Here is a 14373-nt window from a genome sequence, read left to right on the forward strand (position 1 = left end):
TTTTATCAATATTTATTTTTATAAGATTTTTTTCTTTTAGTCAAGAGATATTCTTTCCTCTTCTTTACGTAGACCATTTACTTAGAAGCTTAGGAGCAAACTTCTCTAATCGCTCGAGTAGTTGTTCTGGTGTATCCTCTACAATAAGATTTTTAGCAAATTCAGGCTTAAGAAAGCCTTCCTGTACCATATGCTCAAGGAGCTTCTCGAACGGCTGGTAAAAGCCATTAATATTAAATACCCCGATCGGTTTAGCGTGATACCCTATTTGCTGCCAGGTCATTACCTCAGCTAACTCCTCTAGTGTACCTATTCCACCTGGGAGGGCAATAAACGCATCTGCAAGGCTGTACATACTCGCTTTTCTCTCATGCATGGTATCCACAATGACCGTTTCCGTTAGTTCAATATGATCCACACTTTCATGGATTTTTTTAGGAATAATTCCTGTTACCTCTCCTCCATTTTCTAGTACAGTACGGGAAAGAACACCCATTAAACCAACGTTTCCACCACCGTAAATGAGGTTTATTTTTTTAGTCGCTAAGGTCTTCCCTAGTTGCAATACCTCTTGTTGGTACACATCGTGCTTACCAAAGCTGGAACCACAAAACACACAAATATTATTAATCATTTAACGTTACTCCATTTCTATATGTTTTCTTTCATTTATTTTCTTTCATTTGTTTTCTTTCATTTGTTTTCTTTCATTTGTTTTCTTTCATTTGTTCTCTTCCATTTGTTCTTGCTCAATTGCTAATATACTTCTTTCATCATTCTACTTCTTTTTCTTATCCTTATTCAATTGCTTTATGAATCCTTTTTCAATCAAGCTCCACGGAACAAGCTTTTTCAGCCATATGGTAGAACGAACTCCTCGACCGATTGGATATCTCAGCTTTGGCCTCTTTGAACGGATCACCTGTAGAATCGTTCGAATAACTGGCTCGGGGTGTGGAGCACTTTGCCCTTTTTGCTGAATCATCTTGGTTAGGATGTTCATTTCCTGCTGATACATTGAAGGTCCTAATGTTGTGGCGCTGCTTAACCCTTTGTCCCAAATTTTTGTACGATACGATCCTGGCTCAATAAGAGAAACATAAATCCCGTAAGGCAGCATTTCAAGGCGCAAAGCCTCGCTGAAAGCCTCTACTGCAAATTTAGAAGCTGCATAGGGAGCCAATGAAGGAAAAGCTATAAGTCCACTGATACTACTCATATTTATGATTCTTCCAGATCCTCTTTCTCTCATTGATGGGAGTACCGCTTGAGTGACTTGGATTAGTCCAAAAAAGTTTGTATCAAATTGCTTCTGCCAACGATCCAACGGAATCTCTTCTACATAGCCACCCTGAGCAAAGCCAGCATTATTAATCAGAATATCTATAGATCCGTATCGCTTTAGAATTGTTTCCACCACTTGATTCACTTGCATGCTATCTGTCACATCTAGCTCCAAAAGCTCAATTTGCTGAAGAGCTCCCTCCTGTTCAGCCAAGGACAAAAGCTCCTGCTTTCTTTCCAAGTCCCGCATCGTTGCGACCACCTGGAAGCCTTGTTTAGCTAAAGCGATCGTTGTGTGAAGACCAAACCCACTTGACGTGCCAGTTATTAACACAGTGGCTTGTTGCTTTTGTTCCATATGGATAGCCATCCTTTATTTTAGTAAAAACTCATTCTTTCTCAATTATAGACGATTATCTATACCAGAGTAAGCGTAAGAATAGGTCTTGACAGAGGCAGCCACCTATTTTAACATGGAATAGTAAGTTCATATTAGGAACATTTTAGAAAATGTTACGATAAAAAGGAGGTTATCCTATGCTCCAACATCACATCCTCCAAGCCCTTAATAAGAAAAAGGGAATTAATCAAAAAAGGCTAGCACAGGTAGCTCGGACAAATGAATCGTCTATTTCTAGGTTCTTGCACGATTTTGAGGAGTTAAACTTTGAAGGTATTCTAAGAATTGTCCAATTTCTATTTCCCTCTCAGGAGCATGACATGCTTCGTCTCATTATCCCTAAATTTAGAAGCAGAAATGCACGGCACGCTTTAGATTACAGTATAATGCATCGACTCGATCAAGAAGCCGAGCATTTAATCACTGTACTTAAGAGCTCGACCAATCCCGTTGATAAAGAATGGGCTACTATTTATACACTCATTCATAAACGTAACTTGAACAGCCTCCCCCTTCTAGAACAGCTAAAACAAATTGAAATTTTTCACCCGAGGGAGCCCGACATGAAGGTGTTGAAAATGGTGCTTCACGCTTACATTTGTTTTGACTTACACCTCTATCCGTTCCTCTCTCTACACAGTTTTGAGGTTGATGAAAAGTTAAAGCAACTCAAAAGCACATTCATGCGACAATCACTTAATGTTAGGTATTCTCTACTTATGGGCTATTATTCCTTAAATATGAATGACATCACTAAAGCACGTTGGTACTATTCTTCTATTCTTGATCAAGCTTTTTTTAAGCATATGCTTCCTACTGTTTACTTTTATTTAGGACAATCTTATCTATATGAAGATTATGAGCAAGCTTATTATTTAATGAGCTATGCTGCCCATGCTTTTGCTGAAGCAGGGAGGGAAGATCTGTATCACACTAGTCAGCTTATGCTCTCCTTTTTGCAATCATATTGGAGGGTTGATAGGGACTTTCCTTTTGAGCTGGTGAGCTATGCTGAGGAGCTTGAATATATCTACTACTTAATTCAGTTAGACCAGAAGGAGCAAGCTAAATCCTTTCTAACAAAGCTGGATATCCATCATGTCCCTTCTCATTCCAAGGGGTTTGTGTACTTTTATCTAGGCTTACTCTATGGGGATAAGGAATTTTTCTATCATTCAGTGGAGTGGTTTAGATTAACAGGCAATTATTTTTATTGTCAGTTGCCTTTAAGAGAATTGAGAAAAATGCAAGAAAATAGGGTCATCTTGAGAGTGTTATCTACAGTAAGGAGAGAACGGCTATGTGAACGAAACGGATTTGGTCTTGTAACTCTATCATCTAAAAACCCCCTTGGGGTGAGCAAAGGTTAGTACCGCTGTGCTAAAAGTCTAAGCTTTTATCCAAGGGGGATCAATCTCATTGTATATTATTAATTAAAACTATCTTAGCAAAACTCTTCAACTAGCTCTGTTAACGCTGCTGAGGTTAAATGTAAGTCCTGATGGACAATAGGATTTTGATCAAAATTAGGAATTTGATCTGTAAAGGATGGTTCCTGATCCTGATAAATAACACCCGTTAGCATACCATTTGTTTCAATAACCTTTTGCATGGCCATGCCTAGGTTACTGCTATCATAGCCTTCCTCATCCTCAAGCTTCACAATGTTCTCCTTAAAGAAATCGTAGGAGTTGATCTTGTTATATGTGACACACGGGCTGAAAATATTGATTAAGGAAAAGCCATTATGCTGCATACCTTGCTCAATCATAGAGACAATTCCTTTTAGGTCTCCAGAGAAGCCTTGAGCTAAAAATCCTACGCCTGAGGATAAAGCAAGCTGCATCGGGTGGACTTGCTTTTCCATAGCACCTGATGGGGTACTTTTTGTGGTAAAGCCCTTCTTACTACGAGGGGACGTTTGACCTTTTGTTAAGCCATAAATTTGATTATCCATGACAATGTACGTCATGTTAATGTTTCTGCGCATAGCGTGAATCGTATGCCCCATTCCAATCGCATAGCCATCTCCGTCACCACCAGAGGCAATAACTGTTAGCTCAGGGTTGGCTAGCTTAACACCTTGAGCGATAGGCAACGCTCTTCCGTGTACGCCATGGAATCCGTAGGAATTAATATAGCCTGAGATTCTTCCTGAACAACCAATCCCGGACACAACAGCAAGATGCTCTGGAGTAATATCTAGATTAGCTGCCGCACGCTGGATTGCTGCTTGAATGGAGAAGTGCCCACAGCCTGGACACCAATTCGGTTTTACATCGTTACGAAAGTCTTTAAGTGTTGACATTCCTTCATCTCCCTTAGCTTTTTCTCAATTTCATGCGGATAAAAAGGGTCACCGTTGTATTTCAGCAGCTCTCCAGCGTGAGTAATCTGGCTGATATGCTGACGAGTTAAAGCTGCTAATTGCGCAGTCGCGTTATTTTCTACAAATAGAACCTGTTTAGCTCCTTGGATATACGCCTGTAGCTCTTCAGTTGGGAATGGTAGAAGCACTTTAACGTGCGCGTGAGAAATAGAAAGACCTTCTCCTTCCAAACGTTCCATTGCTTCCTCGATCACTCCTTTTGAGGAGCCCCAGCCAATAACCAATAAGTCGCTTTCTTGTTCACCGTTCAGTTCAACGCCATCCTTGATGCTCATATTCTGAATTTTACGTAGGCGTTTATCCATCATCATTTGACGATTATCCTTCCCTTCGGAAGGTCTACCTACTTCACTATGCTCTACTCCTGTTACGTGGTGTAGACCTAACGGAGTACCTGGTAATACACGAGGAGACACTCCGTCCTCTGTGCTTTCATAACGCTTAAACAGCTTATAGCGCTCTTCCGCGTCATACTTCTCTCCAAGAACCTCAGCCTTCTTAGGTAAAGGAATCAGCTTTCCTCTATCCAGCTCAGGAGGTGTTGGGTCGATATAAGAAACAGATTGAGTCGCCTGTGAAAGGGCTAGGTCTGTTAATAAAATAACTGGACATTGATACATTTCAGCTAGATTAAACGCCCTAATCGCATCATAGTAGCACTCTTCTGCTGTGCTCGGGGCGAGTACGATTTTAGGTATTTCTCCATGTGTTCCATATAAGGAAGCAAATAAATCACTTTGCTCATGCTTCGTAGGAAGACCCGTACTTGGACCCCCACGCTGTGTATTAATAATCACCACAGGGGTTTCCGTCATACCAGAAAGTCCAATCGCTTCCATCATTAATGCTAGCCCTGGTCCGGAGGTAGCTGTCATTGCTCTAGAACCGGCGAATCCAGAACCGATTGTCATCGTAATGGCTGCAATTTCGTCCTCCGTTTGTAGCACAATTCCACCTAATTTAGGTAGCTTTTTGGCCATATATTCCATAATGTCCGTAGCTGGTGTGATCGGATAGGCGTACATGGAACGGCAGCCTGCTGCTACTGAGCCTAAGCCAAGTGCTGAGTTTCCTGTCATAAGCATTTTCTTTACAGGCTCTATCTCTGGTAGCTCAAACTGACCGTTTAATGAATATGTGTTCTTCACATACTCATAGCCTTCCAAAATAGCCTGCACGTTCATGCTGACAATCTTTTCTCCTTTACGCGAGAAGCGTTGCTCCATAAGCTGTGTGAAGATTTCTGGACGCACTCCTACCATAGCCGCAGAGGCTCCAACTGCCACCATGTTTTTCACTAGCTTGGTGCCTAGCTTTTCCGCAATTTCAATCATTGGAACCTGAATCAGTTGAATGTTTTTACCCTCTGGCAAAACTGGATCTAGTGTAGAATCACACAGAACAAGTCCTCCGTCACATAATTTGCTGGCATTAATGTCAACGGTTTCAAGATCGAAGGCCACGAGTAAATCAAGGTTATCTGCGTTAGATAAACGCGAATCCGTACTGATACGCACACGATAGTTCGCATGTCCTCCAAGAATACGGGATGAGTTCGTAAAATATCCGTATATATAGTAGCCCAAACGGCTAAGTCCTAAAGCAAACGTTTCCCCACTAGAACTGAAGCCGTCGCCTTGTTGTCCGCCGACCATCCAAGTAATACTTTTCATTAGATGCTCCCCTTTCGTCTCTATACTGTTATTTTATGTGACAAATTTAATCTTTCCAATATATTATTAAGATAGAAACAATCTCTATTAGATATGATTTGGAAAAGACTATGCCCTGTTTGTGATACAATTAGGAGATGATAGCGAGGATAGCAGCAATAAGAAAAGCTTCTATTGAAGCCTTCTCGAAGAGGTTGTCTAGTCCATCATTAAAGGAAGCTTTTATACCAACGATTGCGAGGTGAAGATACAAATATGGAGCTAAGACAATTAAAATACTTTATTGAGGTGGCAAGACTAGAGCATGTGACTAGGGCTGCAGAGGAGCTACTTGTGGCCCAATCGGCTGTAAGTAAACAAATCTCTAATTTAGAGACAGAGCTTGGCGTACAGTTATTCGTTCGCGAGGGGAGAAATGTGAGGCTTACCCCCATAGGGAAAGCTTTTCTAGAGCGTATAAAAAAGGTCATGGCTGAGCTCGATCAAGCCATCCAAGAGGTCAATGAATTTATGGACCCCGAGTTAGGAGAAATTCGCTTAGGTTTTCCACACAGCTTAGCGGCCTATACTCTACCGATCGTTGTATCAGCATTTCGCGAAAAACACCCTAATGTTTCCTTTGAGCTTCGTCAGGGAATGTATACACAGCTATTACGAGATATTATTCAAGGGGAAATTGATTTGGCTCTTGTCTCCCCTGTACCAGAAAAGCATCCTGAGGTAGAAGGACATGTACTATTTACAGAGGATATTTATGCGCTTTTACCGCCTCAGCATGTGTTAGCGAAAGAAGGCTCTATCCGTTTGGAACAGCTCAAGCAGGAACCCTTTGTTGTATTCCGCTCTGGATTTACGATGCGAACAATCGTGATGGAGGCGTGTGAAAAGGCAGGCTTTACTCCGAAAATTGCGTTTGAGGGTGAGGAGACAGATACGATTCGGGGATTAGTTGCTGCTGGACTAGGCGTGGGGCTACTACCTGCCGTTGCTATTAATGAATCAGGGCCAATTAACCCTGCTTATGTGAAAATCAGTGAGCCAGAGGTAACCCGAACAGTAGGTTATATTACGTCCCGGTCTCGTAAGCTTCTTCCTGCGGAAAGGCTGTTTCGGATTTTTCTAGCCGAGTATTATCATCGAAAATAAGATCTAATAAAGATCATAGATGATTCAAATAAGTAGCTGGTCATGGACTGGATTTCACTAAAATTAATATTACATCATGCATCTCTTAAAAGAGATGCTTTTTATTTTTTCTAAAGGATATTGACAAATTGAACATAATATTATTATAATACGTTCAGGAATATTTGAACGTTGTGTTTTTATATAAAACCATGATTAGGAAGTAACACAATAAAGAAATAAGAGGTGAGGTACATGAAAGAGGTTTACGAAATTAAAAACATTGAACAATTAAAGGCAATTGGTGATCCACTTAGGATAAAAATTCTATGGAAAATTATTGAGCAATCTATGACTGGCAAAATGATTGGTGATTCGCTAGGTCTTCCAGCTTCGAAAATTCACTACCATTTAAAGGAGCTTGAAAAAGCTGAAATTGTCACCGTAGAAAGAACAGAAGAAAAGAATGGGATTATGCAGAAATTTTATCGGTCAGTCGCCTATCAGTTAAAAATTGATCATGGTTTACTTCCTCATTCCGATCTAATTACGGACAGTATGAGATCTAACATTCTTAGTTCACTAGACTTAAGTAGAGAATTAGTAAGCAAGGCAGAGGATAAATTATTTAGTGAAAGTATAAACAGCGAGGATTCTCTGCTCACGGGAAGAGCCATTAATACGAACCTGACAAAAGATCAAATTCAATGGCTGCAGGAGAAAATGGATGAACTGGTTCATATGCTGCTAGCTGATTCAGATCAACAGAAGGACAGCAAAGGAAAAAAGCATCATATCAACTGGATAGTTGTTCCAATTGAAGAGGATGAAGAAGAAGCATGATATACACAACAGTACCTAGTAACTGGGTCAGATTAGGGTGCTATGAAAATTGAATTACAATTCTAATCCTGAAGGGTAGATGGTTAACAATGAACGATATTTCTATTCAAGAAAGTTCAAAGCTTGAAGAACAAGGGCAGTCAACTCCATCCCTTTTTAAACAGCACAATTTTATTTTTTTGTGGATTGCCTCAGCTTTTTCCAGTATAAGCATCTCTATGTTTTTATTCAGTCAATCATGGTATGTTGTGGATCGATTAGGATTAGAAGCTTCCATCGGTCTAATATTTATCGCCTCATCTGTCCCAAGATTGTTATTTATGGCTGTTGGAGGAGTGCTGGCCGATCGGATGAGTCGATCATTAATTATGTTTATTTCCGACATCACAAGAGCTATTTTGCTTGTTGGTGTTGTACTGCTTGTTCTCCTTGACGCTGTTACTTTATGGTCTTTTGTGGGTTTAGCCCTTATCTTCGGTATACTCGATGCGTTTTTCTGGCCAGCAAGCAGCTCGTTAATCCCAACCATTGTGAAAAAAGATACGATTACTAGAGCGAACTCTGTTATTCAGATGACCAATCAGTTTTGTACCATATTTGGCCCCATGGTTGCCGGCTTTCTTATTGTCTGGGGAGGTTATGCTTTTAGCTTTGGTGTAGTGGCAGCTCTTCTTTTTATGGCCAGTATTTGTGTCTATATGATCAAGCTGAAGAAAAAGGATTCTGTAGAGGAAGGAACGGCTTCTACAGGTATGCTTCAATCCATTAAAGAAGGTCTCAGCTACGTTAAGAAATCCTCGTTTCTTAGCACATTACTGATGCTAACGTTATTTCTAAACCTGTTTATAGCCGGTCCTTTGGTGATGGGGCTACCGTTATTCGTCAAAAATGTTTTAGGAGGGGAAACCCTAGAATATAGTTATTTAGAAGGGGCTATCGCTGGTGGAATGCTTATAGGTTCGATCATAATAGGGATCTTAAACGTACGTAAGAAAAGAGGTAAAATAGCGATAATTGGAATAGGTTTTACGGCGTTATTCTACTTAGCTCTTAGCTTATCTCCGTTTTTCTGGCTCAGTTTCATTTTCGTCCTATTCATCGGTTTAACGATGTCTATTGTCAACCTACCACTTATTTCTGTGGTGCAAAGCTTGATATCTCAAGAGATGCTCGGTAGGGTCATGAGTCTATTATCTATGAGCAGTATGGGGTTAATTCCGATATCCTATGCTATAACATCTATCCTTTTAGCAGCTGGAGTAAGCATAAATACAATTATGACCTTCGGAGCTTTACCCTTACTCATTGCCATTCCTATCGTATACTGGAAGGTTCCTGATATTCGGACGGTAGATTAGCTGTACATGTAGGATTAAGTCAGAGAATTAATGATGTAAATAAAGAAATAGTCGAGTGTCTAAGCACTCGACTATTGTTTGTCAGCCTGTATGTGTCGCGTTGTTACTTTTTGAGATGAAGAGCTTTCTTCAGCCTTGGACATCCTGGAAGTCTCTGACGCCTCCATCTTCATCATGATCTGCTGTTCTAATTCCTTTGCCTTGCGCTCCTGTTTTCTATTTATCTTTAGAATGAACATCATCATATACATCGCCAGAGCAAGCGTAATAATCAAAAAAGCAACAGATGGAAGATATTCTAGCTTGTTTTCTGGGAAATAAAGAAATTCCATCATTATGCATCACAGCCCTTCTATTTGGAAATTCAGCTTATCCATCCAAAAAAATCTCGATTACTGCTACACTTAGTGTATCAATAATCGAGAAAAAAATCATGTCTATTGTTTGACTCTTTTACGAAGCCCTTCTGCAATATCTGCCAATAGACTTGCTGAAGCAGAAACCTCCTGCATAGAAGCATGAAGTTGCTCGGCAATGGCCACAACATTTTGCATATGACCCGTGGACTGGCTTGTGTTTTCTGACACATTGTTTAGCGAAGTAGAAACGTTGTTCATATTTTTCGTAACGTCCGTAATCGCTGAAGATAGATCCTGAATGAATTCATCAACTTCGTCAACGTTCGAATAAATGTCTTTAAATACTTTACCTACTTCTTTGTTTAGGGTAATTCCTTCTTGAACTGAATCTCCACCTAATTGGATAACCTCTACGACCTGAGTGGTACCCCTTTGGATTTCCTGCATAAGATTTTGAATCGTTCCAGTCGCTTGGTTTGTTTGTTCGGCTAGCTTTCTAACCTCATCAGCTACAACAGAGAAGCCTTTACCATGCTCTCCAGCCCTAGCCGCTTCAATAGCCGCATTTAACGCTAGAAGGTTCGTTTGGTTAGAAATGTCATTAATCAGAGAAATGATGTCTCCTACCTGATTAGATTTCTCTTGCATCTCTCCAACAACATCGATGGAATGATTCACATGGTCACGAATAGAGCCCATTTGCAACGTGATTTTTTCAACCACATCATTCCCTTTATTAGAATGCTCGATAGCCAGTTTCGAGGAATCTGTAACAAACTTGATACTCTCCGCAATCTCAGTCAAGCTAAAGAAAATCTCAGAGGCCGTGGTATTGATAGCTTGAACTGAATTTAATGTTTCTTCTGCACCACTCGCCATTTCTTGGAACGTTGTGGAAATATCTCCGGTAGCCTGAGTGGCCTCACCCGTTGTAGCCATAAGCTGTGCAGCTACAACAGCTGTCTGATCTGCGATTTGGGCTGTCTCATTATCCTGCTTGTCCTTTCCATTTAGTGAAGCAGTACCCTTTTTCCCTGCATGTAGGGAAAGGATGAACGCACCAAATGCGCTGTTCGCTTCTTTAGGATCAAGGGGGAAAGCCGCACCTTTTTCAGATCCATCCATCCAGTTTTGAACCTTGCGAATGGGAGCAAGCCAAATTCTTGCAAAGAAATGAGCAACAACAAGAGCAAGAACAACACTACCAAGCATAATGAACCAGAAGGTTGGTGTTGATATAGTAAGATCACCGATCACCAGTGTTGCTACCCATGCTCCAGCAACAGGTAACAGTACGATAACAAGAACAAAGAAAAATAGTGTTAGGGATAAAAGGTTATGGGGTTGACGTTTATTTTTCATTTTGTTGACCCTGTTTATCCTATAAAGTCATCTCTGGAATACCCATAAATTCCAGAGCTTCTTCCAGGTTAGTAAAGGCTCTGATGCTCTCATACGTACCTGATTCTTTAGATAACCTGTTTAATTGCATTTTCAGCGTCACATTAGAAGCGATCGTTGCATTCTTCTCTACGTTCTCTGATACCCATTTCATTAATTCTCCCCACACCTCGTTTACTTCTGGCTTTGCTACTGTTTTAATGTTACTGTTATCGTTTAAAAACTTTGTAATATTTGGCTGAGATAGAGCCTTTTTAACTTCTGCAGCTTGCTGACTAGCTTCAGCCACAGTTTCTGCCATTTCATTGTACTTAAAGTAAAACACGTCCTTGTAAACTTTTGTTTCATATTTTGCCATGTTTGTTGCCTCCTAATATTTTTAGTTTTTTGATAGGTTCATATAGTAATTAGCTATAAGACATGTTAATAAAACTTCTTTTATCCTTTGTTTTCTTCGTCGTAAACTTCCTTAAAGATAAACAAAGCATGGATCGCTTTTGGAAAGCCTGCATATGCACTACAATGATGAATTACTTCTAAAATTTCATCCTTAATCAGTCCTACGTTCAAAGCGGCTCTAAAGTGGTACGCTAATCCTCGTCCCACATCTCCCTGCGTGATAAGAGAAGAGAGGGTAATCAATGCCCGCTGCTTCAAATCTAAGCTAGGATGATCGTATACGTCTCCGTAACCAAATTCCAAAGCTAATTTAGCTAAACGTGGTGAAAATTTTTCAATCTCCTCCATAGAGCGTTTTCCTCTCTCACCTGCTAGCTTTTCAATATTAGACCAGCCAATTTCTCTTTTTGTAGTCATTGTCTTCCTCCTCTAGTGTAGTTAGGTAGCACGTACTTTGCTAGAAAGGTTAGTATTTCTTTTTCATAGATTGCCTTCATAATAAACAGCTCTTACCCTCTTTGTAGAGTAGGAGGAATTTCGTCCTTCTTCACAAGAATTTCAATCACGACTGGACCAGAGGCTTGTAACGCTTCCTTTGTCGCTGCCTCAATATCTTCTACTGTGGAACAACGATAGCCTTTAGCTCCCAGAGATTCAGCAAATTGAGCCACATGAATCTCCGTTTCATATCTCGTTCCCTCTGATCTCCCAAGGTTATGTAGCATGCCTTTGTCTACCATGTCTAGCATTCCGTTATTTAGGACGTAGAAAATAATATTCGCCTTTTGGCTAACTGCCGTTGATATCTCTGTACCATGCATGAACAAACAGCCATCTCCAGTAAAACACGCTATAGTCTGCTCTGGCTTAGCAAGCTTTGCTCCAATAGCAAAGCCAATGGCATGACCCATCGCTCCAAAAACATCATCAAAGAAAAATGTTCCTGCTTGACGAATATCAAAATGCTTAATGGCATAGAACGTGTGACTTCCATCGTCGCCATAAACAATCGTTTCATCCGGCAAATGCTCTCGCAGTACTTCCATTACAAAAGCTGCAGAAAGTCTTTCTCCTTCACTTTGTTGCTGTTTAACGGCATGACGTACATCGGCTTCCTTCTGAAGATAATCCATTAAATCAATCGTTATAGAAGGATTTGATGGATAAAGAGAAAGGAATTGCTGCAAATTGCGCTTTGCATCTCCCTGAACAAATACCGTTTCTACTGGCAAGGATTTACCTACAAAATCAGGATTGTAGTCAAACTGGATGACTCTCTTTGGATACATCGCTTCATTTAATCCGGCTAGTGACATGTCACTTAGCTTTGAGCCAATGACGATCATTACATCAGCTCCGTCTTTTAAGTACGCTGTGGCTGCTTCTGTTCCACCCAGTCCAAAGCTTCCTAAAGATAAGGGATGTGTACTTGGAAAAGTCCCTTTTCCTCCTGGCGTAGTCATGACCGGGACATTCCATTGCTCAGCTAAGGAACGAACTTCATCATAGGCTCCAGAAATGTGAACTCCCTTGCCCAATAACATGACGGGACGTTCTGCACGCCTTAGAGTGGCTTCTACCTGGTCAAAGCTTGTGGAAATGGTCTTGTCTTGCAGGTCTTGTAAAGGTAACTCAAAAGGTTCAATATCCTCTAGCAATACATCTAGTGGGATGGACAGATGTACAGGTCCCTTCTGTCCAGTTAACGCTTTTTGGAAGGCATGCTCTAAATAATACTTAAGGGCCTTCCCGCTTTCTACCTTTGCACTGAAATTTGTAACAGGCTTAAATAACTCAACTAAATCAGTGCCAAACATACTTGAATCCTGCCCTAATGCTTTCCCTGTTTGGGTTAAAGGAGGATGCCCAGTGATAAAAAGTACTGGCGCATGAAACGCTTTTGCTTGACCCGCAGCTGTTATCAGGTTTGTGCCTCCTGGTCCTGAGGTTCCCATCGCAACAGCTAGGGTTTGATTTTGTAAGGCATATCCCGTTGCTATATAGCCAGCTCCACATTCATGACGAGCTAGCACAAATTCAATTCCTTGATCTTTCATTTCTAAGATGAGGGGGACGATCGGCTTTCCGGGTACACCAAAAACATACTGACAGCCTTTGCGCTTTAATTGCTGAACGAATGTAGCTGCTACCTTTGACATGAAAACTCTCCACACCCTTTTTTTCTTTCGTATTTTTCTATATTGCAGAATTAAGGACTTAACACTACTTTATATCGGACATATGAAGTAGAACTTTTATACTATTTTTGATAAAATTATGTAAAATTATCTAACAGAATTCCAAGTAGTTCCTCAGAATGCTTCTATTTGAAGGGAAATTGGACATGTGTCCGTAAATAAAAATTAAAAATAAAAAAACCCCTAATTTTCTGTCTATTAACAGATCGGAGTTTTTTTGTTATTTTTTGGTTAATTTATAGGTCTTTTTGTGAATTCTCCCCATTCATTGCTTGTTCTTGATTATTTAAATGGTTTTAAATGCCATGGTTCAAGCTGACCAATTAAAGTGATATGCTTTTCCTCTTTTATGGCGTCTATTGTTCCGGTTGATATTTCTTCATGTGTGAGCCAGCGAGACTTTTCTTCCTCTTCAATGTAGCCTAACCAAACCTGTCTATATAGGCAATTTTCTAAATAAGGAACTGTCTTTTTAATTTCCTCAAGACTGTCTTTCTTAACTTCTTCTATATAGGAGTTACTTCCTTTCAAGTGAAAGCATTTCCATTGATTTGAAGAGTGTTGTTCAATCTCTCCTAAAATGATTGCCGGAGCATTTTTCGCTTTGGAGTGAACCCACATAATAAGTAGCTCTATAGGCCCATTTCTTTGTATGGACTCCTTTACTTGTGCTCGCAGTTTCTTATCATCTAAGTAATCTACCTTTAGTCCCGAAACCCTTTCTGGTTGCTTGCTCTCAGCTTTCAGCCTTTCATGCTTACTAGAGTCTCTGCCTATAACGGATAAATGATAGCCTTCATCCACTAGCCATAAGCAGACGTCTGTTAGCATTCCTGTTCCTCCGACAACGAGCGCGTGCTTCATGCTTTAGCTCTCCTTTCTATTCTATCTCTCTACTTATTGGGTACACACCTTATTTTACACATACCCTTATTTGCTAAAAT

The 14373-nt window shown here is 40.3% G+C and carries 14 protein-coding genes; 4 read left to right on the plus strand and 10 right to left on the minus strand.

Annotation, left to right across the window (positions count from 1 at the left end; translation table 11 throughout):
- Positions 1-64 precede the first annotated feature (64 nt).
- Positions 65-634, minus strand: a complete 570-nt coding sequence (locus J2S11_RS01900) for an LOG family protein (protein ID WP_307390134.1) — start codon at positions 632-634, stop codon at positions 65-67.
- A 144-nt stretch (positions 635-778) separates the two neighbouring features.
- Complete coding sequence (locus J2S11_RS01905) at positions 779-1642, minus strand: SDR family oxidoreductase (protein WP_307390136.1); 864 nt, start codon at positions 1640-1642, stop codon at positions 779-781.
- A 179-nt stretch (positions 1643-1821) separates the two neighbouring features.
- Here J2S11_RS01905 and J2S11_RS01910 point away from each other — a divergent pair, with 179 nt between their 5' ends.
- Entirely contained in the window at positions 1822-3054 is a 1233-nt protein-coding gene (locus J2S11_RS01910) for an AimR family lysis-lysogeny pheromone receptor (protein ID WP_307390139.1), read from the plus strand.
- A gap of 74 nt (positions 3055-3128) precedes the next feature.
- On the opposite strand, the gene J2S11_RS01915 is transcribed toward J2S11_RS01910, so the two are convergent.
- A complete protein-coding gene (locus J2S11_RS01915; protein ID WP_307390140.1) occupies positions 3129-3992 on the minus strand; it encodes a 2-oxoacid:ferredoxin oxidoreductase subunit beta in 864 nt (287 codons plus the stop codon).
- Positions 3959-5746 carry a 2-oxoacid:acceptor oxidoreductase subunit alpha gene (locus tag J2S11_RS01920; RefSeq protein ID WP_307390143.1) on the minus strand — a complete coding sequence of 596 codons (1788 nt, stop codon included), beginning with the start codon at positions 5744-5746 and terminating at the stop codon, positions 3959-3961. Before J2S11_RS01920 ends, J2S11_RS01915 begins: the two co-directional genes overlap by 34 nt.
- Before the next feature lie 255 nt (positions 5747-6001).
- Between J2S11_RS01920 and J2S11_RS01925 the strand changes: the two genes are divergently transcribed.
- The 3 genes from J2S11_RS01925 (at position 6002) to J2S11_RS01935 (ending at position 9072) form a co-directional block, all read left to right on the plus strand.
- Positions 6002-6892 carry a glutamate biosynthesis transcriptional regulator GltC gene (locus J2S11_RS01925; RefSeq protein ID WP_307390145.1) on the plus strand — a complete coding sequence of 297 codons (891 nt, stop codon included), beginning with the start codon at positions 6002-6004 and terminating at the stop codon, positions 6890-6892.
- Positions 6893-7126: 234 nt separating this feature from the next.
- Positions 7127-7714, plus strand: coding sequence for an ArsR/SmtB family transcription factor (locus J2S11_RS01930; RefSeq protein WP_307390147.1), 588 nt, complete (start codon positions 7127-7129; stop codon positions 7712-7714).
- 89 nt (positions 7715-7803) lie between these two features.
- Positions 7804-9072 carry an MFS transporter gene (locus J2S11_RS01935; RefSeq protein WP_307390148.1) on the plus strand — a complete coding sequence of 423 codons (1269 nt, stop codon included), beginning with the start codon at positions 7804-7806 and terminating at the stop codon, positions 9070-9072.
- 71 nt (positions 9073-9143) lie between these two features.
- On the opposite strand, the gene J2S11_RS01940 is transcribed toward J2S11_RS01935, so the two are convergent.
- The 6 genes from J2S11_RS01940 to J2S11_RS01965 all read right to left on the minus strand — a co-directional run bounded on the left by J2S11_RS01940 (position 9144) and on the right by J2S11_RS01965 (position 14293).
- Positions 9144-9407 (minus strand): hypothetical protein, encoded by a 264-nt coding sequence (locus tag J2S11_RS01940; protein WP_307390151.1) that lies wholly within the window; start codon positions 9405-9407, stop codon positions 9144-9146.
- 102 nt (positions 9408-9509) lie between these two features.
- Positions 9510-10793, minus strand: a complete 1284-nt coding sequence (locus J2S11_RS01945; protein WP_307390154.1) for a methyl-accepting chemotaxis protein — start codon at positions 10791-10793, stop codon at positions 9510-9512.
- Between the two features lie 19 nt (positions 10794-10812).
- Positions 10813-11190, minus strand: a complete 378-nt coding sequence (locus J2S11_RS01950; protein ID WP_307390156.1) for a hypothetical protein — start codon at positions 11188-11190, stop codon at positions 10813-10815.
- An 80-nt stretch (positions 11191-11270) separates the two neighbouring features.
- Positions 11271-11648 (minus strand): carboxymuconolactone decarboxylase family protein, encoded by a 378-nt coding sequence (locus J2S11_RS01955; protein ID WP_307390158.1) that lies wholly within the window; start codon positions 11646-11648, stop codon positions 11271-11273.
- A 92-nt stretch (positions 11649-11740) separates the two neighbouring features.
- Positions 11741-13390 (minus strand): thiamine pyrophosphate-binding protein, encoded by a 1650-nt coding sequence (locus tag J2S11_RS01960; RefSeq protein WP_307390161.1) that lies wholly within the window; start codon positions 13388-13390, stop codon positions 11741-11743.
- Between the two features lie 321 nt (positions 13391-13711).
- On the minus strand, positions 13712-14293 hold the full coding sequence (locus J2S11_RS01965; protein WP_307390164.1) for a short-chain dehydrogenase: 582 nt from the start codon (positions 14291-14293) through the stop codon (positions 13712-13714).
- Positions 14294-14373: the final 80 nt, after the last annotated feature.

The sequence above is a fragment of the Bacillus horti genome (assembly GCF_030813115.1).
GTDB classification, from domain to species: Bacteria; Bacillota; Bacilli; order Caldalkalibacillales; family JCM-10596; genus Bacillus_CH; species Bacillus_CH horti.